General features: G+C 46.1%; 18 protein-coding genes. 12 read left to right on the forward strand and 6 right to left on the reverse strand.

Annotated features, from left to right (window positions below; all coding sequences use genetic code 11):
- The first annotated feature begins 19 nt into the window (after positions 1 to 19).
- Positions 20 to 1432 (forward strand): YfcC family protein, encoded by a 1413-nt coding sequence (locus HCZ42_RS05620; RefSeq protein WP_167419754.1) that lies wholly within the window; start codon positions 20 to 22, stop codon positions 1430 to 1432.
- Positions 1433 to 1517: 85 nt separating this feature from the next.
- On the opposite strand, the gene ulaG is transcribed toward HCZ42_RS05620, so the two are convergent.
- Positions 1518 to 2585: an L-ascorbate 6-phosphate lactonase gene (ulaG, locus tag HCZ42_RS05625; RefSeq protein ID WP_167419755.1), complete on the reverse strand. Its 1068-nt coding sequence runs from the start codon at positions 2583 to 2585 to the stop codon at positions 1518 to 1520.
- Between the two features lie 111 nt (positions 2586 to 2696).
- Positions 2697 to 3452 (reverse strand): HTH-type transcriptional regulator UlaR, encoded by a 756-nt coding sequence (gene ulaR, locus HCZ42_RS05630; protein ID WP_167419756.1) that lies wholly within the window; start codon positions 3450 to 3452, stop codon positions 2697 to 2699.
- Between the two features lie 386 nt (positions 3453 to 3838).
- Here ulaR and HCZ42_RS05635 point away from each other — a divergent pair, with 386 nt between their 5' ends.
- From HCZ42_RS05635 to HCZ42_RS05665, 7 genes are all read left to right on the forward strand, one after another.
- Entirely contained in the window at positions 3839 to 5599 is a 1761-nt protein-coding gene (locus HCZ42_RS05635; protein ID WP_167419757.1) for a PTS ascorbate-specific subunit IIBC, read from the forward strand.
- A gap of 68 nt (positions 5600 to 5667) precedes the next feature.
- Positions 5668 to 6144 (forward strand): PTS sugar transporter subunit IIA, encoded by a 477-nt coding sequence (locus tag HCZ42_RS05640; RefSeq protein WP_167419758.1) that lies wholly within the window; start codon positions 5668 to 5670, stop codon positions 6142 to 6144.
- Positions 6145 to 6153: 9 nt separating this feature from the next.
- Positions 6154 to 6846 (forward strand): L-ribulose-5-phosphate 4-epimerase, encoded by a 693-nt coding sequence (locus tag HCZ42_RS05645; RefSeq protein WP_167419759.1) that lies wholly within the window; start codon positions 6154 to 6156, stop codon positions 6844 to 6846.
- Positions 6847 to 6851: 5 nt separating this feature from the next.
- On the forward strand, positions 6852 to 7673 hold the full coding sequence (locus tag HCZ42_RS05650) for a Cof-type HAD-IIB family hydrolase (RefSeq protein ID WP_167419760.1): 822 nt from the start codon (positions 6852 to 6854) through the stop codon (positions 7671 to 7673).
- 5 nt (positions 7674 to 7678) lie between these two features.
- Positions 7679 to 8326: a 3-keto-L-gulonate-6-phosphate decarboxylase UlaD gene (locus HCZ42_RS05655; RefSeq protein ID WP_167419761.1), complete on the forward strand. Its 648-nt coding sequence runs from the start codon at positions 7679 to 7681 to the stop codon at positions 8324 to 8326.
- A gap of 10 nt (positions 8327 to 8336) precedes the next feature.
- Entirely contained in the window at positions 8337 to 9218 is an 882-nt protein-coding gene (locus HCZ42_RS05660) for an L-ribulose-5-phosphate 3-epimerase (protein WP_167419762.1), read from the forward strand.
- A gap of 194 nt (positions 9219 to 9412) precedes the next feature.
- Positions 9413 to 9841 carry a hypothetical protein gene (locus HCZ42_RS05665; RefSeq protein ID WP_167419763.1) on the forward strand — a complete coding sequence of 143 codons (429 nt, stop codon included), beginning with the start codon at positions 9413 to 9415 and terminating at the stop codon, positions 9839 to 9841.
- A gap of 60 nt (positions 9842 to 9901) precedes the next feature.
- Here HCZ42_RS05665 and HCZ42_RS05670 read toward each other — a convergent pair whose 3' ends face one another.
- Positions 9902 to 10783: a LysR family transcriptional regulator gene (locus HCZ42_RS05670; protein ID WP_167419764.1), complete on the reverse strand. Its 882-nt coding sequence runs from the start codon at positions 10781 to 10783 to the stop codon at positions 9902 to 9904.
- Between the two features lie 70 nt (positions 10784 to 10853).
- On the opposite strand from HCZ42_RS05670, the gene HCZ42_RS05675 reads away from it, so the two are divergent.
- Together HCZ42_RS05675 and HCZ42_RS05680 are read left to right on the forward strand one after the other, a co-directional pair.
- Positions 10854 to 12128 carry an anaerobic sulfatase maturase gene (locus HCZ42_RS05675; protein WP_167419765.1) on the forward strand — a complete coding sequence of 425 codons (1275 nt, stop codon included), beginning with the start codon at positions 10854 to 10856 and terminating at the stop codon, positions 12126 to 12128.
- 9 nt (positions 12129 to 12137) lie between these two features.
- Positions 12138 to 14522, forward strand: a complete 2385-nt coding sequence (locus HCZ42_RS05680; protein WP_167419766.1) for an arylsulfatase — start codon at positions 12138 to 12140, stop codon at positions 14520 to 14522.
- 122 nt (positions 14523 to 14644) lie between these two features.
- On the opposite strand, the gene HCZ42_RS05685 is transcribed toward HCZ42_RS05680, so the two are convergent.
- Together HCZ42_RS05685 and HCZ42_RS05690 are read right to left on the reverse strand one after the other, a co-directional pair.
- Positions 14645 to 15490 (reverse strand): MurR/RpiR family transcriptional regulator, encoded by an 846-nt coding sequence (locus HCZ42_RS05685; RefSeq protein WP_167419767.1) that lies wholly within the window; start codon positions 15488 to 15490, stop codon positions 14645 to 14647.
- Positions 15491 to 15589: 99 nt separating this feature from the next.
- On the reverse strand, positions 15590 to 17197 hold the full coding sequence (locus HCZ42_RS05690; RefSeq protein ID WP_167419768.1) for a PTS transporter subunit EIIC: 1608 nt from the start codon (positions 17195 to 17197) through the stop codon (positions 15590 to 15592).
- A gap of 225 nt (positions 17198 to 17422) precedes the next feature.
- On the opposite strand from HCZ42_RS05690, the gene HCZ42_RS05695 reads away from it, so the two are divergent.
- Complete coding sequence (locus HCZ42_RS05695) at positions 17423 to 18121, forward strand: N-acetylmannosamine-6-phosphate 2-epimerase (protein ID WP_167419769.1); 699 nt, start codon at positions 17423 to 17425, stop codon at positions 18119 to 18121.
- Positions 18122 to 18205: 84 nt separating this feature from the next.
- Here the strand turns inward: HCZ42_RS05695 and HCZ42_RS05700 are convergent, their stop codons facing one another.
- A complete protein-coding gene (locus HCZ42_RS05700) occupies positions 18206 to 19453 on the reverse strand; it encodes an MFS transporter (protein WP_167419770.1) in 1248 nt (415 codons plus the stop codon).
- Between the two features lie 126 nt (positions 19454 to 19579).
- On the opposite strand from HCZ42_RS05700, the gene HCZ42_RS05705 reads away from it, so the two are divergent.
- A complete protein-coding gene (locus tag HCZ42_RS05705; RefSeq protein WP_167419771.1) occupies positions 19580 to 20365 on the forward strand; it encodes a helix-turn-helix domain-containing protein in 786 nt (261 codons plus the stop codon).
- The last annotated feature ends 10 nt before the right edge of the window (positions 20366 to 20375 follow it).

The raw sequence follows: 20375 nt of genomic DNA on the forward strand, positions 1-20375 counted from the left end.
GGGTAGCTAAGGAAGCCCCATGTTTAAAATTAAAAAATTTCCCAACACTTTTACGATCCTTTTCTTTCTAATCGCACTATTTGCTCTGCTCACTTACATTCTCCCAGCGGGGAAATATGTCCGCGAAATGAACGCACAACTTGGTCGAGAAGTGCCGATTCCAGGCTCTTACGAGATTATTGAAAGCTCGCCACAAGGTGTTTTCGAAACCTTAATGGCACCGATTTCTGGCTTTTACGACCCTGTTTCAGGTGTGATCGGCGCAATAGACGTCAGCTTGTTTGTCCTTATGGTGGGGGGCTTTTTAGGTATCGTGACCAAAACAGGTGCGATCGATACTGGTATTGCGCGCATCATGGTGCTACTCAAAGGGCGCGAGATTTACATGATCCCGATTCTAATGGTTTTGTTTGCGTTAGGAGGGACTTCCTATGGTATGGCAGAGGAGTCCCTCGCTTTTTACGGTCTGATGATCCCCATCTTTATGACCGCGCGATTTGACCCATTAGTGGCTGGTTCCGTCAGCGGGATCGGAACAGGGGGGGGGACGACGCGTTCAAAAAGGAAAAAAGGGGGGAAGGGGATCGCCTCCAACGCAGCAATTGTCGATTTCATTAGTGGTATCGAGCTACGCTTTATTATTCTTGCGATTGCTTTGGTGGTTGCGACTGCCTACGTAATGCACTACGCAAGAAAGGTTCAGCGTGACCCAAATGCGTCATTGGTGGCGCACCTACGTAAAGACCACGAAGCACATTTCCTTGCGGGCAAACCATCTGGCGATGACCTTGCGCCGCTGACTTTGGCACAAAAAGGCGTTCTGGTGCTTTTCATCCTAACCTTTGTGATCATGATTTACGGAGTATCCGTGTTAGGTTGGTGGATGGCCGAAATGGCAACGCTGTTCATCTTTATGGGGATTCTGTGTGGCTTAGTTGGCCGACTAAAAGAAGATGATTTGATCAACTCTTTTGTCGCGGGTGCAGCGGATCTTATCGGCGTGGCATTGATTGTCGGGGTTGCTCGCGGGATTGTTGTGGTTATGGAAGCGGGCAACATCACCGATACCATCTTAAGTTACGCAGAGAGCCTAGTCGCAGGCAAAAGCAATGTGTTGTTTATCAACACGGTTTACTGGATTGAAATGCTGCTCTCATTTATCGTGCCGTCCACCTCTGGTTTGGCGGTGATGAGTATGCCAATTTTGGCGCCGTTAAGTGACTTCGCCAATACTGGTCGCGAGTTAGTGGTAACCGCATTTATGAGCGGAATCGGCACCATCTTGTTTGTGACACCAACCTACGGCGTTCTGATGGGTGGCTTAGCCATCGCCAAGATCCCGTATATCACATGGCTGAAGTTTATCGCTCCACTAGTCGCATTCTTTATTGTGCTAAACAGTATCGTACTGTCCGTCGGTGTTTCACTTTAACCTCATTACTAGAGTCCAGTAAAAACAAAGCCCTCAATGTTACTTGAGGGCTTTTTGTTTTCTAGAGAGACCAGCCAGTCACCTATTACAAGAATGCTTTGTATGGTAATTCTGGTTCATTCTTGAAAATATCGCTAAAGCCACGGAAATGTTGATAATGCATGCGCCCTTTATCCGTCGGGAACGTGTACTTACCGCCAACTTGCCAGAAGAACGGCGCAAATTTGTATTGCAGACGGTCTTTCTTCATGTTCCACAACACTTCGATCTCTCGCGGATCATTTTGGAAGTTCGCCCAAATATCATGGTGGAATGGCACGACGACGTCACAATCTAGTGACTCAGCCGCACGTAGAATATCGGATGACGTCATCTTATCGGTCACACCGCGTGGGTTTTCACCGAACGATAATAGCGCGACGTCAATTTGATACTCGTTACCATGCGCTGCGTAGTAGTTTGAGTAGTGCGAGTCACCCGAGTGGTAAACGGAACCGCCAGTGGTTTCAATCAGATAATTCACTGCGCGTTGGTCCATGCCGTCGAGTATTTCTTTGTCATAGGACGAAACACCTTCAGGCAGCGTCACTAGTGCGGTGCGGTCGAACGAATCCAGCACGCGGATTTTCATGTCGCCCACTTCCAGTACGTCGCCCACTTTAGCCACCACACAGCGCTCTTCCGGCACTCCCCAACCTCTCCATAAATCAACACAAGCTTGAGGGCCGATAAACTTAACGTGCTCGCCACAGTTTTGCAGCACAGCAGCCGCAACATTGACGTCAATATGGTCACCATGATCGTGCGAAGCCAGAACCGCGTCTAGCTCTTTGATTGCAAAAGGGTCAAGCGGGAAGATTGCGGTACGCAAGTTCGGTTGAAGGGCTTCTACCCCTCCCATGCGCATCATTTGATGTTGGTTTTTCATAAAGGCGTTTTTCTGGGTTTTCTTACCAGTTCCGCACCAAAAGTCGATGGAGATATTGGTATTGCCTTCACTCTTCAACCAAATACCAGTACAACCTAACCACCACATCGAGAATGTGTTGGGCTCGACAACCGTATTTTCAATCTCTTCATTTAACCAAGTTCCCCATTCAGGGAAAGTGCTTAGAATCCATGACTCACGTGTAATTTCATTTACTTTACTCATAGCAACACCTTCTTGTTTCACAATTTTCGTTAAATTTTGGATGTAGGGAGCCGAGCGCCTTAATAGATGGTTAAGGCACTGAGCTGATATTTGGTTTGAGAGAGGAGCGCGTTACACGAGTATGACTTGTGTTCCTTGGGCTTCTATCGCTTTTATCACGTCTTGATTAGCGCTCTTTCCCGTGATCAAAATGTCAATTTTCTGAGCTGGACAGAAAAGCATGCCGGTTCGTTGACCGACTTTAGAGCTATCCACGACCACAACTAACTTGTCAATTTGCTCAAGCATCTGCTGCTCTGCTACCGCGGTGAGCATGTCAGCTTTATAGAGTCCCGCTTCGGTTAACCCTTTACCGGAAGTGAACATCCAATTGCCGGCATAACTGCTCAGAGAGTTTGGCGCAGGATTTAAGAATATGTTTTGCGCGCGGTTGTATTGGCCGCCGATGATGATGACATCGTCATGGTCTCCATTGATAAGATAACTCGCCAGCGGGAAGTAGTTGGTGACGATTTGTACGTCTTGACCACACAGCTTTTGTCCTAACAAGAATGCGGTCGAACCGCAGTTGATCACGACACTATCGCCTGGCTGACAAAGTTCAGCCGCTTGCAAGGCAATCAAAGACTTTTCTTCGTAATGTTCGGTGCTGTTAATGTTCAGCGGGGTCCATTTTTTCTTTTTCGCTTCAACACGCTCCGCACCATTGCGCACTTTACGCAACTTACCTAACTCATCTAACTTTGAAATATCGCGTCGAGCTGTCGCGGGTGAGACGTTGAAACGCTCAATGATGTTCGCGACATTAATCGTCTGATTTTCTTCTAATAAAGACAGAATACCGTTGTGTCTCTGCACTTCGTTCATTTTTATCACCCTATTCAATTCAAACTCACCGAAATGTCTATCTAGTGATTACATGGTGATTACCTGTGATTCATTTTGATTCTATTAATCATACATCTGATTGTCAAACATACGAACGAAGAAAACGTCACCCTCATCACATAAAATCATAAGCTATTGTTTTTATTAAAAATATTAAATTTAGACGTGATCAATGTATCAATTATTTGGATTTTTAGAGCGCTAAATTGACAAAAATCAAAATAATCACAAATGAGCATTGCGTGATTACTTTTGATTGTTAAAGTTTAATTCGTGAGCAATAACTGAGTGGATTCTTACCGATTTAAGGAATCACCTCTGACCTACAAACGATTACAAATACAATTCAATCAAGGGGTAAAGATATGGAGTTCTTATACGACATCTTCTATATTTTTTACAGCCAAGTAATGACCAAGGCCCCACTGCTACTGGGCTTGGTGACATTCATTGGCTATTGGCTGCTGAGAAGAGACACCACCACCATAATCAAAGGAACGATCAAAACGATCGTGGGTTTTATGCTGGTGCAAGTGGGTGCTGGCACCCTCGTTGCGGGTTTTAAACCTGTGATATCAAAACTATCCGAGTTTCATGGATTAACGGGTTCAGTGATTGACCCATATACTTCTATGATGGCCACAATGGAAGCCATGGGCGACAACTACTCTTGGGTAGGCTATACCGTTCTTATTGCGCTTGGCATCAATATCCTTCTTGTTCTATTCCGTCGCTTCACCGGTATTCGAACTATTATGCTGACTGGTCATATCATGTTTCAGCAAGCGGGTTTGATCGCGGTCTTTTACCTTGTGCTTGGGGCAAGCATGTGGGAAACCATCATTTACTCAGCGGTACTCATGGCACTGTATTGGGGCATTTCGTCCAACATCATGTTTAAGCCGACTGAAGCGGTCACTGGCGGAGCAGGTTTCTCGATTGGTCACCAACAGCAAGTTGCCTCTTGGATCGCCACCAAAGTGGCACCGAAACTCGGCGACAAGAATGACAGTGTTGACCACCTTGAACTGCCAAAATGGCTACACATTTTCCATGACAGCATCGCCGCGACTGCTATCGTGATGACCGTCTTCTTTGGCATTATCTTACTGTCGTTCGGCCTTGATAACCTTCAAACAATGGCGGGAACTACGCACTGGAGCATCTACATTGTCGAAACTGGTCTTAAGTTCGCGGTGGCAATTCAAGTGATTGTCGCTGGTGTACGTATGTTCGTTGCAGAACTTTCTGAAGCATTTAAAGGTATCTCAGAACGCGTAATTCCTAATGCAGTCTTAGCGATTGACTGCGCCGCTATCTACGCATTTTCTCCTAATGCGATGGTATTTGGTTTCATGTGGGGTGCATTAGGTCAGTTTGCCGCAGTACTCGCGATGCTGGCATTTGATGCGCCAATTATGATTATCCCAGGCTTTATTCCTATGTTCTTCTCCAACGCAACGATTGGCGTTTTTGCCAACCACTTTGGAGGCTGGAAAGCGGTCATGAAAATCTGTTTTGTGATGGGGATTATCGAGGTACTCGGTTCTGCTTGGGCTATCCACCTATTAAGCCAACAAGGCACAGAGTTCAGCGGTTGGATGGGTATGGCTGACTGGGCGTTAGTGTTCCCACCAATCATGCAAGGTCTATCAGCATCGAAAATGTTCTTCTTCGTCTTGGTTGGTCTGTCTTTTGTTTACATGTTCTTTGCCTCTCGCCAATTACGTGCCGAAGAAGATGCACAGGGCACAGTGGCAGTCAGCGAAGAACCAGAAGTGCTCGAAGCCGTAGAACAAGCGATCAAAGCCAGCGACGGTATCCGCCCAGTGAGTATCTTAGCGGTGTGTGGTAACGGCCAAGGTTCGTCAATGATGATGAAAATGAAGATTGGCCAATACCTCGAGAAGAAAGGCATTCCTCATGTGATGGATTCGTGCGCAGTCTCAGATTACAAGTCCAAGCTTGCCAGCACAGATATTATTGTCTCGTCGAAGCACCTTTCGGCGGAGATGGACCCAGGTGAAGGCAAGTATGTTCTTGGAGTACAAAACATGCTTAACCCGAACTCCTTCGGTGACGAACTACTCGACATCATCAATAAGAACTTTGCATCCGTAAAATAAATGCATCACCTAACCATAGATAACAACGCAGGTGCCGGGACACTGGCACCTACTCTGGAGATAGAACAATGGGATTGAAACAATCATTGATCGATAACAACTCAATCAAGTTGCAAGCACAAGCCTCCAACTGGCGTGAGGCCATCAAAATTGGCACCGACATGTTGGTTGCTTCTGGCGCAATCCAACCGTGTTATCACGATGCGATCATCAGCAGCGTCGAAGAGCTTGGTCCATACATCTGTATTGCTCCTAACTTAGCTTTGCCCCATGCGCGCCCAGAAAATGGCGTTCTTCGTACCGCTTTCGCATTAGTGACGCTTGAAAAGCCCATCTTTTTTGAAGGGGAAGAGGAACCTGTCGATGTGTTGATCACGCTGGCAGGCAGCTCTTCTGATGAGCACATGGAAGGGCTGATGGAAGTGACGCAAGTGCTTGATGATGAAGAGAGCGAAACTGGCGTCGATCTGGATAAACTTCGTCACTGTCGAACCACATTGGATGTATTCAAAGTGATTGATGATGCTCTCGAGACTAACGCTTAGGGGGAAATCATGTACAACGAACTGAAGCAACGTGTGCTCGACGCCAACCTCAAACTGCCAAAGTACGGTTTAGTCACTTTCACTTGGGGCAACGTGTCCGAAATTGACCGGGAATCTGGCGTGATTGCAATTAAACCTTCTGGTGTTGAGTATGACGGCATGTGCGTAGAGCACATTGTGGTCGTGGATCTCGATGGCAACATCGTCGAAGGCAACATGAACCCATCGAGCGACACCGCTACGCACATCGAAATCTACAAAGCGTTTCCAAACGTTGGTGGCGTGGTGCACACCCATTCACGCAGCGCGACAATTTGGGCACAAGCGGGCATCGACATTCCGGCTCTCGGTACCACTCATGCAGATTACTTCTACGGTGACATTCCATGCACGCGCAAGTTGTCACAAGCAGAGATTGCCGAAGATTACGAAAAAAACACCGGCTTAGTGATTGTCGAAGAGTTTTGCCATCGCCGCGTCGACCCAATGGCGGTACCAAGCGTGATTGTCGCCGGTCATGCCCCATTTTCTTGGGGGAGTGATGCCGATGATGCGGTGCACAACGCGGTTGTGTTGGAAGAAGTCTCAGCGATGGCTTTAGCGACGCGTTCACTTAACAGCGGTATTAAAATTCAGCCTGAGCTTTCAGATAAGCATTACCTGCGCAAACACGGTGAAAACGCTTATTACGGGCAGAGGTAGCAATTATGTATAAAGTGCTTGCTCTTGATCTTGATGGGACCGTACTCACCGATGACCACAGTATTCACCCTGAGGTAAAAAAGGCGATTCAAGAAGCGCAGAAAAAGTGCCATGTCGTGATCGTCACCGGGCGTCATCACACGGCTGCGCGCCCCTACTACTTTGAGCTCGGTCTTAGTACGCCGATCATCTGCTGTAACGGCACCTATGTATACGACTACCACAATGACCGAGTACTGACACACAACTCAATCAGCAAAGACGATGCGCTGGCCTTCATTGCTTTGGCTAAAGAGTTTCAGGTCAAAATGGTGATGTACATAACCGATGCCATGACGTACTCAAACTACAACCCCATTCACTATATGGAAGCATTGGAAAACTGGGCGAAATCCGCTCCAGAACATCAAAAGCCAAAGATCTACAAAATCGACTCATTCAGCGACGAAGTCCACAACACAGAATACGTGTGGAAATTTGTGGTGGAAGGTTTACCAAGCTCTGTCGAGCGCTTGCTTGAGCATCCCTGGGTGAAAGAGAAATTTAATGGCGAACGTTCTTGGTCAAATCGCATCGACTTCGCCGCAAAAGGCAACAGCAAAGGACTCAGACTGGCAGAGTATGTCTCTGAACTGGGTTACCACCCCAACCATGTCATTGCCGTGGGCGATAACCACAACGATATCTCCATGCTCAAATACGCGGGCTTAGGCGTTGCCATGCATAACGCAGATGAAACGGTACGAGCTCACGCCCGTTTGGTATGCGAAACCGATAACAACCATGACGGCCTTGCTCGTCTGATACGTGAAAAAATTCAAGGATAAGCATCATGACTAAACCAATGATTCAAATTGCGCTAGACCAAACTAACCTCACCGATGCCGTCGCAGTGGCGAGCAACGTTCATAGCTACGTCGACGTTATTGAAGTCGGCACCATCTTGGCGTTTGCAGAAGGGATGAATGCGGTATCGACCTTACGCACCAATCACCCCGACCACATTCTTGTCTGCGATATGAAAACCACCGATGGCGGCGCGATTTTATCTCGGATGGCGTTTGAAGCCGGAGCCGATTGGATCACTGTCTCCGCCGCCGCACACATTGCAACGATTGAAGCGTGCAAGAAAGTCGCAGACGAGTTCAACGGTGAAATTCAAATCGAAATCTACGGTAACTGGACGATGGAAGACGCCAAAGCTTGGGTCGCGTTAGGCATCTCTCAGGCGATTTATCACCGCTCTCGTGACGCGGAATTAGCCGGAGTTGGCTGGACTGACGCTGACCTCAACAAAATGCGCGCACTGTCTGACCTTGGCCTTGAGTTATCGATTACTGGCGGCATCGTGCCAGAAGATATTTGCTTATTCGAAGGCATCAAAGCAAAAACTTTCATTGCAGGTCGCGCTCTCGCGGGTGAAAAAGGTCAAGAAACCGCAGAAGCATTAAAAGTACAGATCGACCGCTACTGGAACTGAAGGGGGTAACATGTATCAGAACCTACAACGCCATCGAGTGGGATTGTATGAAAAAGCGCTGCCGAGTGAATTAAGCTGGGAAGAGAAACTCAGCATAACTAAAGAGCTTGGTTTTGACTTTCTCGAAATCTCAGTCGATGAATCTGACGAGCGCCGTCAACGCTTGGATTGGGATGACAGCACCATTTACAAACTGCGCCATCAATGCGAGCGCTACAATATGCCCCTGCAATCGATGTGTCTGAGCGCTCACCGCAAGTTTCCATTCGGCTCGGCTGATGCAAACATTCGCCAGCAAGCGGTATTACATATGGAAAAGGCGATAGCGCTGGCGTACAAGCTGGGTATCAGAACTATCCAGTTAGCCGGTTATGACGTTTATTACGAACCAGCAAATCAAGGCACACACTTGCGCTTTATTGACGGAATGAAGCAAGCTGCCAAGTTAGCAGAGCGCGCTGGGGTGATGTTGGCAGTCGAAATCATGGACACCAACTACCTCAACTCTTTGAGCAAGTTTGAAGTGCTCAATCGCGAGGTTAATTCTCCTTACTTCACGGCTTACCCAGACGTTGGCAACATCTCTGGCTGGAACTATGACGTGTGTACTGAGCTTCGATTGAGCAAGCCTCACATCACTCAAATCCACCTAAAAGATACCTACCGAGTAACGCCTGAGTACCAAGGTCAGTTTCGAGACTTAGTGATTGGTGATGGCGAGGTCAACTTTGATGCGATCTTCCTTACTCTCAAAGAAATGGATTGTGTGGTGCCTTTGGTGATTGAAATGTGGGCACACGATGAAAACTGGCGCGCGCACATTCAAACCGCCCAACAACGCTTAAACACCGCGTGTGACCATGCGGAACTACCGAGATTGTTTGCCGCTTAGACGCCTATTCCTGACACTAAAAATAACAATATTTACGCTCTCCCCGTGCTCTTCGTTGGAGCACTGTTTCCCCTTTTTAGGAACGTGCAGTTTTAACCCCCCGTAAAAGCTGCACTCTTTCATTTGATAGGTTGACTTAGCTCCTTGGTTGACGCAAAGTTGCGCTTTAAAGAGATAAAACCCTGTTGAATTGAATGAAATTACTCCATCTACAACTTTTCTGGTACGAAAAACATCACACCTTATTAGAGATGGAGAATCTACCCACCCTCACTCCAGCACAAGAACAAGAACTGCGCGAGTGGGCGAAAACACGCCGTAAAATCCTCAGTTACGAAGTTCACCAACAGCCTTGGGTTAAAGTGAATGTCGACGGGTTTTCCTCTATTCTAGAACTCAAACCAAATGGCACGCTCGTCGAGAAAGATCTGTTTAGTGAACGTGGGTTGCAAGGCTTATGGAAAGTGAACGACGGGTTTCTTTTCGTCAAAGTGATCAGCGGTGAATTTATCGTTGAATACCAAATCGTCGGGTCTACCGAGACAAATATTCACAGCGGGATTGAGTACATTAACGGCAAAGTGAGCACTTACAGCAAATTCGTCAAAGCCGCAAACTCATAACGGGTGACGATTAGTTTCTCACTTTAAGTCATAGTTTCTTCAGCAGCTCGCCCATCATACTTATTGATAGCACTCCCTAATCAGCCTGTTTAAAATTTGCATCAAAGGGCTATGTCTTTCGGTTTGTAAACAATAAAACGAATACGCAATATCAAAACTCACGCCTTGAGGGTAAGCGATGATAGAAAATTCGTCGTTTAAATAGCGAGTTGGAGATTGAATCGCTACTTTTGAATTGGCGGCGATTTGTAGCGCCGAGCGCAGTTTATCAACTCGTACCCCGTATGAGATGTCTTCTCGATGCTTCTTTGGTAACACTTCTTGAAATCGATAACTGAACTCATTCCACCCTGATACATCAATAAAAGCAAACGGCAGCGTTTTGATTTCGTCCCAATCACCAACCTCATATCGCTTGTGCACCGCCGCGACAATTTGGTCTACTTTGAGCGTCTTTTGATAAATATCTTTCGAGACGTGCTCATTCTGTAAATGGATGCCACAGTCGATGTTACCTTGGATGAGGTTTTCTGCGCTATCTGGTCCCCAAGTAATAAAGTTGAGTTTCGCGAGGGGAAATAGTGCGGCTAACTTGGGATACAATCGAGACACAATGAGATCATATTCGGGGTCAACAATCGCAATCGTAATCAGTTCTTGGTAGAGGTGTGGTTGAAACTCTATTGGCTTATTAACGACACTCACCAACTGCAAGTAAGCCGATTCAAGCTCCTGATAGATTTGACTTAAGTAATGAGTAGGTTCAAAACCATTCTGCGTTTTTACAAACAATTGTTCAGAAAATTCACCACGCAGTTTAGCGAGATCTTTACTCACCGCACTTTCCGATTTGCCCAGCACTTTTGCTACCGTCCGCATACTTCGGTACTTCTTCAACAGTATCAGCGTATTAATCAGATTAAGGTTAATCCGGTTTTCCATATTGTCATACCTAGTATTCCAAACCTGAGTACTTTTCATAGCATACACTAATCTTATCTTTTGTACGCAGATGAGAGAATTAGAAACACAAAATTTAGTGAGCATTGCATCACCTAAATTACAACTGCCGAAGCTTGAGAACGACGTTTATCGTTTTCATGCCGTGTCTAAACCCTCTGCATCGCGTTGTAATTTGGACTGTAGTTACTGCTTTTACCTGCATAAAGAATCACTGCTAGATCAAACCCCTCACGCAGGGATGAGCGACGAAACGCTTGAGCTCTACATCAAGCAATACATCGAAGCGCAAACGGGTGATGAGGTTGTGTTCACTTGGCAAGGTGGCGAGCCTACACTAATGGGTTTAGCGTTCTTCGAAAAAGTGATCGCCTACCAAAACAAGTATAAAAAAGCCGATCAAGCCATCCTTAATGACTTACAAACCAATGGCATTTTACTCAACGACACTTGGTGCCAGTTTCTCAAACAGCAACAATTTTTGGTGGGGATTTCCATTGATGGGCCCAAACACCTGCACGATCTTCATCGTGTCAATCGAGCAGGAAAATCATCGTTTCATAAAGTGATGGCGGCAATCGAGCTACTCAAGAAACATCAAATTCCATTCAACGCATTATGTGTTGTTAATCAAGATAACGGCACGTTTCCTCTTGAGGTTTACCGTTTCCTGAGAGATGAAGTTCAGCCTCAGGTGATTCAGTTCATCCCTTGTGTAGAACCCAAAGACTTTACCCAGACCGCTCCTGCCAAATGGGAGAACCAAGAGCTTATCCAGATCGGCAACAAGAGCTTATCTCCTAAGGATGAAGATACTTACCTAACAGCGTGGTCAGTGGGAGCCTCTCAATGGGGAAACTTTTTAACCACCATCTGGGATGAATGGTTCAAGCACGATTTCGGACAGGTTTTCGTCGATCAGTTTGAGAATGTCATCTCGCAAATGTTTGGCTTTGGCGCTCAGAAGTGTGTATCCGCGGAATTCTGCGGTAAAGCAGTCGCAATTGAGCACAACGGTGATATTTATTCCTGTGACCATTTTGTCTATCCCGAATACCAGCTTGGGAACATCTTTAATACCCATATGGGTGACTTAGTCTTCTCATCCAGACAGCAAATTTTTGGCAAATCAAAAACCGCGAACTTACCGTCTGATTGCCGACAGTGCTTTTTCCTCTCCTTGTGTTTTGGTGAGTGCCCAAAAAACCGTTTCACCAAAACTTCGCAAGGGGAACCAGGATTGAACTATCTGTGCCCAGGCTTGAAAAAGTTCTACAGCAAGGTTGTCAATCACCACGCTCCACTCCAACAACGTCTACAACCCTAAGGAACCTTTATGAAAACTAAAATAAAGCCCGTAGTCGCCCTCACCAGTCTGATTATGTCGGCCACAAGTTACGCAGCTCCCGCAAACACGATTGATCGTACCGTACTGCCTATTCAGCAAGCAGCTCAGTTTAATGGTCAAATTGGCAAAACGTTTGATCAATCAAAATCGGACTATTCACAACCTATAAAAGCTCCAGCTGGAGCACCTAACGTTGTGGTGATCATGTTGGACGATCTTGGTTTTGGTCAAGCGGGCCGATTCGGTGGTCTCATCCCTACACCAAATATCGATAAACTAGCCGCGCGCGGGGTTACATACAATAACTTCCACACCACAGGTATCAGCTCACCAACTCGGGCAGCGTTGCTTACTGGACGCAACCACCACCAAGTTGGTTTTGGTACCATTTCAGAACTCTCTACTGGCTTCCCTAGTTACAACTCAATTTGGCCCAAATCGGTGGCGAGTATCGCCGAGGTACTGAAAGGTAACGGCTATAGCACCAGTGCGTTTGGTAAATGGCACAACACGCCAGATTGGGAAACCTCACCAGCAGGTCCATTCCAACAATGGCCGACTGGCCTTGGCTTCCAACATTTTTATGGCTTCCAAGGTGGAGAAACCAGTCAATGGGAGCCTCAACTGTTCAACGATATTACGCCAGTTGAGCTGACCAAGAAGCCAAAAGATGGTTATCAGCTCAATGAAGATTTAGTCGACAACGCCATCAAATGGATTGACCAACAGAAATCGATTGCACCAAATAAACCCTATTTCACCTACTTTGCACCTGGCGCCGTCCACGCTCCACTTCACGCGCCAAAAGAGTGGATTGACAAGTTCAAAGGTAAATTCGACATGGGTTGGGATAAGTACCGTGAAGAAGTCTTCGCGCGTCAGAAAGAAATGGGGGTCATCCCGCAAGACACCAAGCTCACTGCTCGACCAAAAGAAATCGAAGCGTGGGATAGCTTAAGTCCAGATCAGAAAAAACTCTATGCGCGTCATATGGAAGTTTTTGCCGGATTCTTAGCGTATACCGATTATGAAGTGGGTCGTTTGATCGACAAGATTGAAAGCATGCCTGACGCCGATAACACCATGATCATGTATATCGTTGGGGATAATGGTGCAAGTGCAGAAGGGTCACCAACGGGCACAACGAACAACGTTATGACGCAAAATGGTGTACCAGATACGGTAGAGTCTCAGATGAAATATATCGATGAACTCGGCAACGAAAAACACGAAAACCACTACCCAGTTGGCTGGGCATGGGCAGGCTCCACACCATTCAAATGGATGAAACGTGTACCTTCTCACTTTGGTGGCACACGTAACGGTTTGGTCGTTTCATGGCCAGCCAAAATCAAGAATACAGGAACCATTCAAAACCAGTTCCACCATGTTGTCGATATCACACCAACCATTCTTGAGGCAGCGAAACTGCCAGCACCAACCATGGTAAACGGCGTGAAGCAGAAACCAATGGCTGGCACCAGCATGATGTACACGTTTAACAATCCAACGGCAAAATCTCGCCGTACCGTTCAGTATTTTGAAACAGGTGGTCACCGCGCGATTTACAAAGATGGATGGGTAGCAGCCTCATTCCACGGAATCCCTTGGCAGCTAAGCGGTTCCAAAGGCTTTAAAGATTCTAAATGGGAGCTTTACAACGTCGAGGAAGACTTTTCACAAGCCGTTGATCTAGCTGATAAAATGCCAGATAAACTGCAAGAAATGATCAAAGAATTCGACAAACAGGCTAAGCGAAATGAAGTTTACCCTCTAGATGACCGCTTCGCAGAACGCTTCACAAACCCAGAACGACCATCATTGGAAAAAGGAAGAACGAAGTTTAGCTATACAGCGAATGTGAATCGAGTTCCTGAAGGTTCAGCGCCGGATGTATACCAACGAGACCACCGCATCGATGCATATGTAACTGTAACAGGCGGGGAAAAATCTAATGGTGTGCTGTTAGCTATGGGCGGAAGCGCTGCAGGTCTTTCATTCTACGTTGACAATGGGAAGCTGACGTACGGTTATAATTATTTTGGCAAAAACTATTATACCGTTACATCCAAAGACACTATCCCAAGTGGAGAGCTAAAACTATCAGCAGTTTACACTCAAAAACCATTCCGACGACTAAAAGAGATGACCGGAGGAACCCTTGAATTGTACGTTAATGATAAAAAAGTAGGTTCAGGTAGTATTGACAATGTTGTACCTGTACGTTTTTCAGGAACAGAAACGTTAGATATTGGCGTCGACTTAGGCGCGCCAGTAATGCCCGATTATACTGAAAAAGCGCCATTTAAGTTTAACGGTAAGATTAACAAGGTCGATATAGAAATTGCTCCAACGCAACCTCTAATTCAATAACTTTAGATGCAAATAGTGCCAACCTTGGGGTTGGCACTCTATTTTTTTGGCAGTTTTTCACAATGACTCTCTCGTCCGATTTGAGACGGTGAAGTTGCTCACTAACCTAGACTTTTATCTACTTAAACCATAAACGCCATAGTCACTTCAGCGGTATCTTTGACGGATTCCTCATACTCTTGGTACTCGGCGACTAGCTGGTTAATTAGAATATCAACCAGAAGCAACGCACTGACTTTAGAAGCAAAAGCACCACCAGTAAGCGGACCTTCTGGTCTTGCAGCAACCAAGATTTCATCTGATGTCGCCGACAATGGACTGTGGCGAATATTGGTCAAACTGACCACCGATGAATTCTGACTTTTCGCTCGCGACGCAGCATAAACGACATCTTTGGTTGAACCAGAACTTGAGATTGCAAACCACAAATCGCTTGGCTTTGATTTGATTGCCCGCATCGCAGCAATGTGGCTATCTTCAAACATCGATGAGCTTTTACCAATTCGCGTCAAACGAAAGGATAAGTAGCGGCCAACAATACTAGACGCCCCCACTCCGATACAGTTAATGTTGTCTGCTTCATGGATCATCTGGCAAATTCGGTCTATCTGCTGACGGTCAATCAGTGTGCTGGTGTCTTGCAGACTGGTGATCGCGTTTTGAGTGGCGACATCAATACGATCGCTATTTTCTTTGGGCGTATCGCTTGCTTTTATTGTCTTTGGTTGACTGATTTCTATCGCCAACGCCATACGAAAATCTGAGTAACCTTTAAAACCCAAATCTCGACACAAACGAATGACTGTCGCTTCACTGGTCGCGGTATCTTTTGCCAACTCAGTGATCGTCATATATTGAGCATCCTCTGCGCTAGAGACAATAAAGTCAGCCACTTTCTTTAGTTTGGGGCTGAAACCTTCCATGCCATAGCGAAGTCGAGAGAGCAGATTTTTAGGTTGTGCGTTCATAGCGTTCTTCAGTCGATAACTAACGGAGCGAGTATAACCCAATAAAATACAAAAAGAACAAGAACCCAGCCGAAACTGGGTTCATTACACAATGGGTTGTTATAATTGATATTTTTCTATTATTTGATTCTTATAGATTTCAGCTTGAGTACCGTAAATCAATTGAATCCCATTTCCTGAACGAATCACACCTTTTGCATCAAGTGACTTCCAAACCTCATCGCTTGCGGGTAAAGCACTATCTTTAACCGTGATACGTAAGCGAGTAATACACGCGTCAATCGAAGCAATGTTCTCTTTCCCACCGAGATTTCTCACAATCTCGTCAATCAGTTCAGAATCTTTGCCGTTGTAATCCTTACGCGTGTAAAGTTTACTGTCGGCATCGTTTCGACCTGGCGTTGAGTAATTGAACTTACGAATCATGAAACTAAACACGAAGTAGTAAATCACTGAGTAAACAGGGCCAAGAATTAAGATCCATTGATAAGAGGTCTTCGCCGTACCCTGCAGTAAACCAAAGAACGTAAAGTCAATAATTCCGCGAGAGAAGGTGATACCCACAGCGACATCAAGCATGTGCATGAGCATGTAAGCCACACCTTCTAACACTGCATGCACGGCATACAAGACTGGCGCCACAAATAAGAAGGTGAACTCCAAAGGCTCAGTAATACCTGTTAGGAAAGAGGTCAACGCTGCCGAGAACAGAATCCCTTTCACTTTCGCTTTGTTCTTGTCGTCCGCGCATCGGTACATCGCCAATGCTGCTGCTGGCAAACCGAACATCATAGGTAAGAAGCCGCCCGTCATGGTGCGCGTCGCTTCTGAACTAAAGTGTACCGTCGTTGGATCGGCTAACTGAGCGAAGAATATCTTCTGACCACCCGCAACCATTTCGCCCGCGACTTCTTGTACGCCGCCAAGTTCGGTGTACCAAAATAGTGGGTAAATCGCGTGGTGCAAGCCAAATACATTCAATAAACGCATTAACGAGCCGTAGAAGAAGGTTCCGATATAGCCCATCGCTGAGAACGCTTCACCGGCAAAAACGATAGATTTAAAAATAGGTGGCCAAATGAAAGGGAACAAGAATGCTAACGGAATAAAAAACAGCATTGTCATGACAGGAACCAAGCGGTTACCACTAAAGAATGCTAAGTAGTCCGGTAGTGTGACGTTAGAGAAACGGTTGGTGACAAACGCAGACATCAGGCCACAGGTAATACCACCAAACACGCCAGTTTGCAGAGTAAATATGCCTAGCTCATGGGTGTACATGGAGGCCAAACCAACGGCTTCATCGGCATTCGCTCCGGCGGCAATCAACGCGTCGACGCTGGTAGTGTCTGGCGACAAGCCTTGGAAGCTCAACACGGCACCTATGACCGTATGGAACAACAAGAAACCGAGCACCGCAGAAAGCGCCGCTGTTTCTTTGTTGTTATTTGCCATACCAATGGCAACACCCACCGCAAACAGCAACGGTAAGTTAACAAACACAAACAAACCCGCTTTAAAGCACAGCACCAAAAACTGGTTCGCAAGAGTCCCCGGAGCAAGGAAGGTCAAGTTGTAGGTTTCGATTAATGGCCCACTGGTGAATGCACCTCCGACACCCAACAGAATACCCGCCATTGGCAGTACGGCAATAGGCAACATGAATGCCCTACCGATTTTTTGTAGTACAGAAAAGATACCGTTCATGTATCCTCCAAACCCTTTGAATTATTAATATTGTATTCCAAACCGCAAAGCAGCTTCCCGTAGTCGACTCAATTATCAACATAATGAAAATTTCCTTCAAACCAAATGAAGAAAATTTGTGATCAAAATAAAAATAATTTTCTTTATTGTAGATAAAAATAATCTTCAAATGTATAAATGGAATTAGAAACAGAACAGAGAAATCGTCATACGAAGAGGCATATAATGAAAAACTGGGATATCAATGAAATTGCCAAGAAGTTGGCCAATACCGTTGTCGTTTCGATTCAACCAGTTGAAGGAAGCCCGTTAGATACTACAGAGTTTGTTGTCGCGATGGCTAAAGCCGCAGAAAATGCAGGTGCACCGGCATTAAGAATTGAAAGTGTTGAAAGAGTGGCTGCCGTGACCAAAGTCGTATCTATCCCGATCATTGGGATAGTAAAACGCGACCTAGCCGATAGCCCGGTGCGCATTACTCCCTATGTTGAAGACGTAAAAGCACTCGCAGCCGCAGGTGCAGCTGTCATCGCCTTTGATGCCACTGACCGAGCAAGACCAGAAAGCCGCGAGACCATTGCAAATGCCATTATCCAATCGGGTTGTATCGGGATGGCTGACTGTGCAGAATTTTCAGACGGCCGCTGGGCACATTCCCAAGGCATTGAATTAATTGGCACAACCTTGTCGGGCTACACCAATAATGTCACGCCTGAAGAACCAGATTTGGCGCTTGTAAGAGAATTTGCTCAAGCTGGGTACTTAACGATGGCCGAAGGCAGATACAACTCACCGCTGCAATGCAAACAAGCGATAGAAGCTGGCGCACTGTCGGTGACTGTCGGTTCAGCATTGACTCGCTTAGAAGTTGCAACTTCGTGGTTTCTCGATGCCGCAGCGCAAGCAAAGAAAGTCTCAAGTTAATAACTGCACCTTGTTACAAGAGCTAATCTGCGTCCTTAAAGTCGCGGGTTAGCTGTTTAACGCCTATCTAAACACTCCATTTCATTACGTTGTCTTGAAGTCTCGCTTCTCGGAAACAAAGATGAAAACAACCGAAGAAAGCACGAGCAACGCACCGCTAATGATCCAGCTTGCTGATATGCCGAAGCGCTCTGCAATCACACCAAAAGCCAGTGAAGCTAAAACTCCGCCACACGTCACCATGAACGAGCTGATGGACAGCATCGTCGACCGCATCTTCTCTTCAGTATTCTCATGTAGCAACACGCTCTCTGAGTTGTTCCCTACCGTTAAAAGAAAGAAGAACAACAAATAGCAAAGCGTAAAACTCAGTAGATGCCCTGTGTACGCCAAGAAAATAAAGCAGACACCAGCGAGCGCTCGAGTCGTAAACATTAAAGTCTTGTGCAAGCCGCTAAAGACTCTCAACAAGGGGACTGATATCAGTGACGAAACCGCCGACATGATAAAATACAGCGCGGAGACAGCACCGAATGCGATAACGCCACTAGACGTCCCGTGCAGGATATCCGCTAAATACGGTTGCCAGTAGTTTTCGACGCTACTTAGTACCATGCCAAATACTACGGTTGCTTGCATTAATCTGCTGAGAACGTCGTGCTTCCAGCAAACTTTAAGTGCCTGCGTACAAAGTTGAAAAGCATTCTTTCTCACCTGTTTAGGTTGTGTATTCCGCTGATGTCTTCTGTCATCGATCAACATCAAAGTGATCACAATTAAGGTAATATTCGCGATACAGGCACCGAGAAGATTGATGTCGTAGATACTGGAGAAGACATTTGGCGAGTTAGACGCGATGTCCGGCAGCCACCCACCAATTAGTGAACCAACCGCTAAACCAATCGTGACTGCGACATTGATTTTTGCCAGAGCAGAATGATAAGTCTGCTTACCTTGCGCTTGGTGAAATGCGTCATAGAACCATGCGTCGAGAGTCCCGGAATATACCGCTCGGGAAGCCCCCAGCAATGCCGCCGCCAAAAGCACGAAAGTCACCTCATTGGCTAAGTAGAGTACAAAACAGCCGAGAGTGTTGAGCAGTAAAGAGACTAGGTACGTTCCTCTGCGGCCGTACGTATCTGCGAGACTACCTAATGGGATTTCAAGCAGAGTGGTACTTCCTATCCAAACCGCCATAACAAAACCGATCTCTCGTAAGTTGAGCCCCTTTGATTGAAAAATCAGCGTGATCACCGGGATCATTAGCCCAACAATCATCCAATGTATGCTTTGCTGAACCGCGAAACGTAAGGTTGCCTCTTCTTGCTTCACTATGAACTCCTACGCTGTCCTAGATGCGCAAAAAGAATCTCATAACGACCATCAACTTCAATCAATTACTAAAAAGATTACTATTATGATACTTTCAAGTTCGTATTGTGATGCGGAGACAACCACATGGACGATAGATTGTCACAAGAAGTCTGTTCGATTATCAAAAAGGAACTGAAGAGATGTAATCTCTCCTATCGAAAACTGGCAAGCGAGCTCGATATCTCTGAAGTGAGCATTAAGAGGTTACTTAACAACACTCAGCCGCTTTCAATGCAAAGGTTGATAGCGATTGCGCGTTTGATTAATTTCCCTCTTTCGAAGCTACTTGAAGAAGCAGAAAAGAATATCTATACGGTTCCTGTTTTTACCAAAGAACAAGACCAGGCATTTGCAGAACATCCACCTTTGTTCACTTTTTGGAGTGAGTTAACCGAGCGTCGAACCGTCGACGACATTGCCCAACGATACGGGCTGAATGACGCCTCAGTACATTTGTATCTCAGACAATTAGAAATGCTCGAGCTGGTAGAACTAGGGCTGAACAACGCCTGTAAGCTACTCGTTCCCACTCATACGTCCTTTGAAAAAGGCTCCAATTTCCCGTTGTTCTTCACCAGCCAAGTGCTTAATCGACTTCAAGAGAGAGTGATCGATTTACCCAAGGACGACGACCAAGCATTTCTCATCACCTTAAAAGCGGAACTCACCGATGATGAGTTCATTGAAATTACCCATAAGTTAGATGATTGGATGTTTAACAAACTGCGTGAAAGTCAGGATTTAAGAGCGCGTGAGGGGTTAGTCGTTGCGCCCTACACATTTGGCTTTATGGCGGCAAAAGGGGCATTTCACGATAAGCTACCCCCTATCCCAAACCTTACCAACACTCAATGTACCAACACGCAATAAGACGAACTAT

The sequence above is a fragment of the Vibrio hepatarius genome, from assembly GCF_011806575.1.
GTDB lineage: Bacteria > Pseudomonadota > Gammaproteobacteria > Enterobacterales > Vibrionaceae > Vibrio > Vibrio hepatarius_A.

What these genes read in the sequence shown, in the direction of transcription:
- HCZ42_RS05620 (WP_167419754.1), top strand. Translation starts at nt 20, where the DNA reads ATGTTTAAAATTAAAAAATTTCCCAACACTTTTACGATCCTTTTCTTT.
- ulaG (WP_167419755.1), bottom strand. Translation starts at nt 2,585, where the DNA reads ATGAGTAAAGTAAATGAAATTACACGTGAGTCATGGATTCTAAGCACT.
- ulaR (WP_167419756.1), bottom strand. Translation starts at nt 3,452, where the DNA reads ATGAACGAAGTGCAGAGACACAACGGTATTCTGTCTTTATTAGAAGAA.
- HCZ42_RS05635 (WP_167419757.1), top strand. Translation starts at nt 3,839, where the DNA reads ATGGAGTTCTTATACGACATCTTCTATATTTTTTACAGCCAAGTAATG.
- HCZ42_RS05640 (WP_167419758.1), top strand. Translation starts at nt 5,668, where the DNA reads ATGGGATTGAAACAATCATTGATCGATAACAACTCAATCAAGTTGCAA.
- HCZ42_RS05645 (WP_167419759.1), top strand. Translation starts at nt 6,154, where the DNA reads ATGTACAACGAACTGAAGCAACGTGTGCTCGACGCCAACCTCAAACTG.
- HCZ42_RS05650 (WP_167419760.1), top strand. Translation starts at nt 6,852, where the DNA reads ATGTATAAAGTGCTTGCTCTTGATCTTGATGGGACCGTACTCACCGAT.
- HCZ42_RS05655 (WP_167419761.1), top strand. Translation starts at nt 7,679, where the DNA reads ATGACTAAACCAATGATTCAAATTGCGCTAGACCAAACTAACCTCACC.
- HCZ42_RS05660 (WP_167419762.1), top strand. Translation starts at nt 8,337, where the DNA reads ATGTATCAGAACCTACAACGCCATCGAGTGGGATTGTATGAAAAAGCG.
- HCZ42_RS05665 (WP_167419763.1), top strand. Translation starts at nt 9,413, where the DNA reads ATGAAATTACTCCATCTACAACTTTTCTGGTACGAAAAACATCACACC.
- HCZ42_RS05670 (WP_167419764.1), bottom strand. Translation starts at nt 10,783, where the DNA reads ATGGAAAACCGGATTAACCTTAATCTGATTAATACGCTGATACTGTTG.
- HCZ42_RS05675 (WP_167419765.1), top strand. Translation starts at nt 10,854, where the DNA reads ATGAGAGAATTAGAAACACAAAATTTAGTGAGCATTGCATCACCTAAA.
- HCZ42_RS05680 (WP_167419766.1), top strand. Translation starts at nt 12,138, where the DNA reads ATGAAAACTAAAATAAAGCCCGTAGTCGCCCTCACCAGTCTGATTATG.
- HCZ42_RS05685 (WP_167419767.1), bottom strand. Translation starts at nt 15,490, where the DNA reads ATGAACGCACAACCTAAAAATCTGCTCTCTCGACTTCGCTATGGCATG.
- HCZ42_RS05690 (WP_167419768.1), bottom strand. Translation starts at nt 17,197, where the DNA reads ATGAACGGTATCTTTTCTGTACTACAAAAAATCGGTAGGGCATTCATG.
- HCZ42_RS05695 (WP_167419769.1), top strand. Translation starts at nt 17,423, where the DNA reads ATGAAAAACTGGGATATCAATGAAATTGCCAAGAAGTTGGCCAATACC.
- HCZ42_RS05705 (WP_167419771.1), top strand. Translation starts at nt 19,580, where the DNA reads ATGGACGATAGATTGTCACAAGAAGTCTGTTCGATTATCAAAAAGGAA.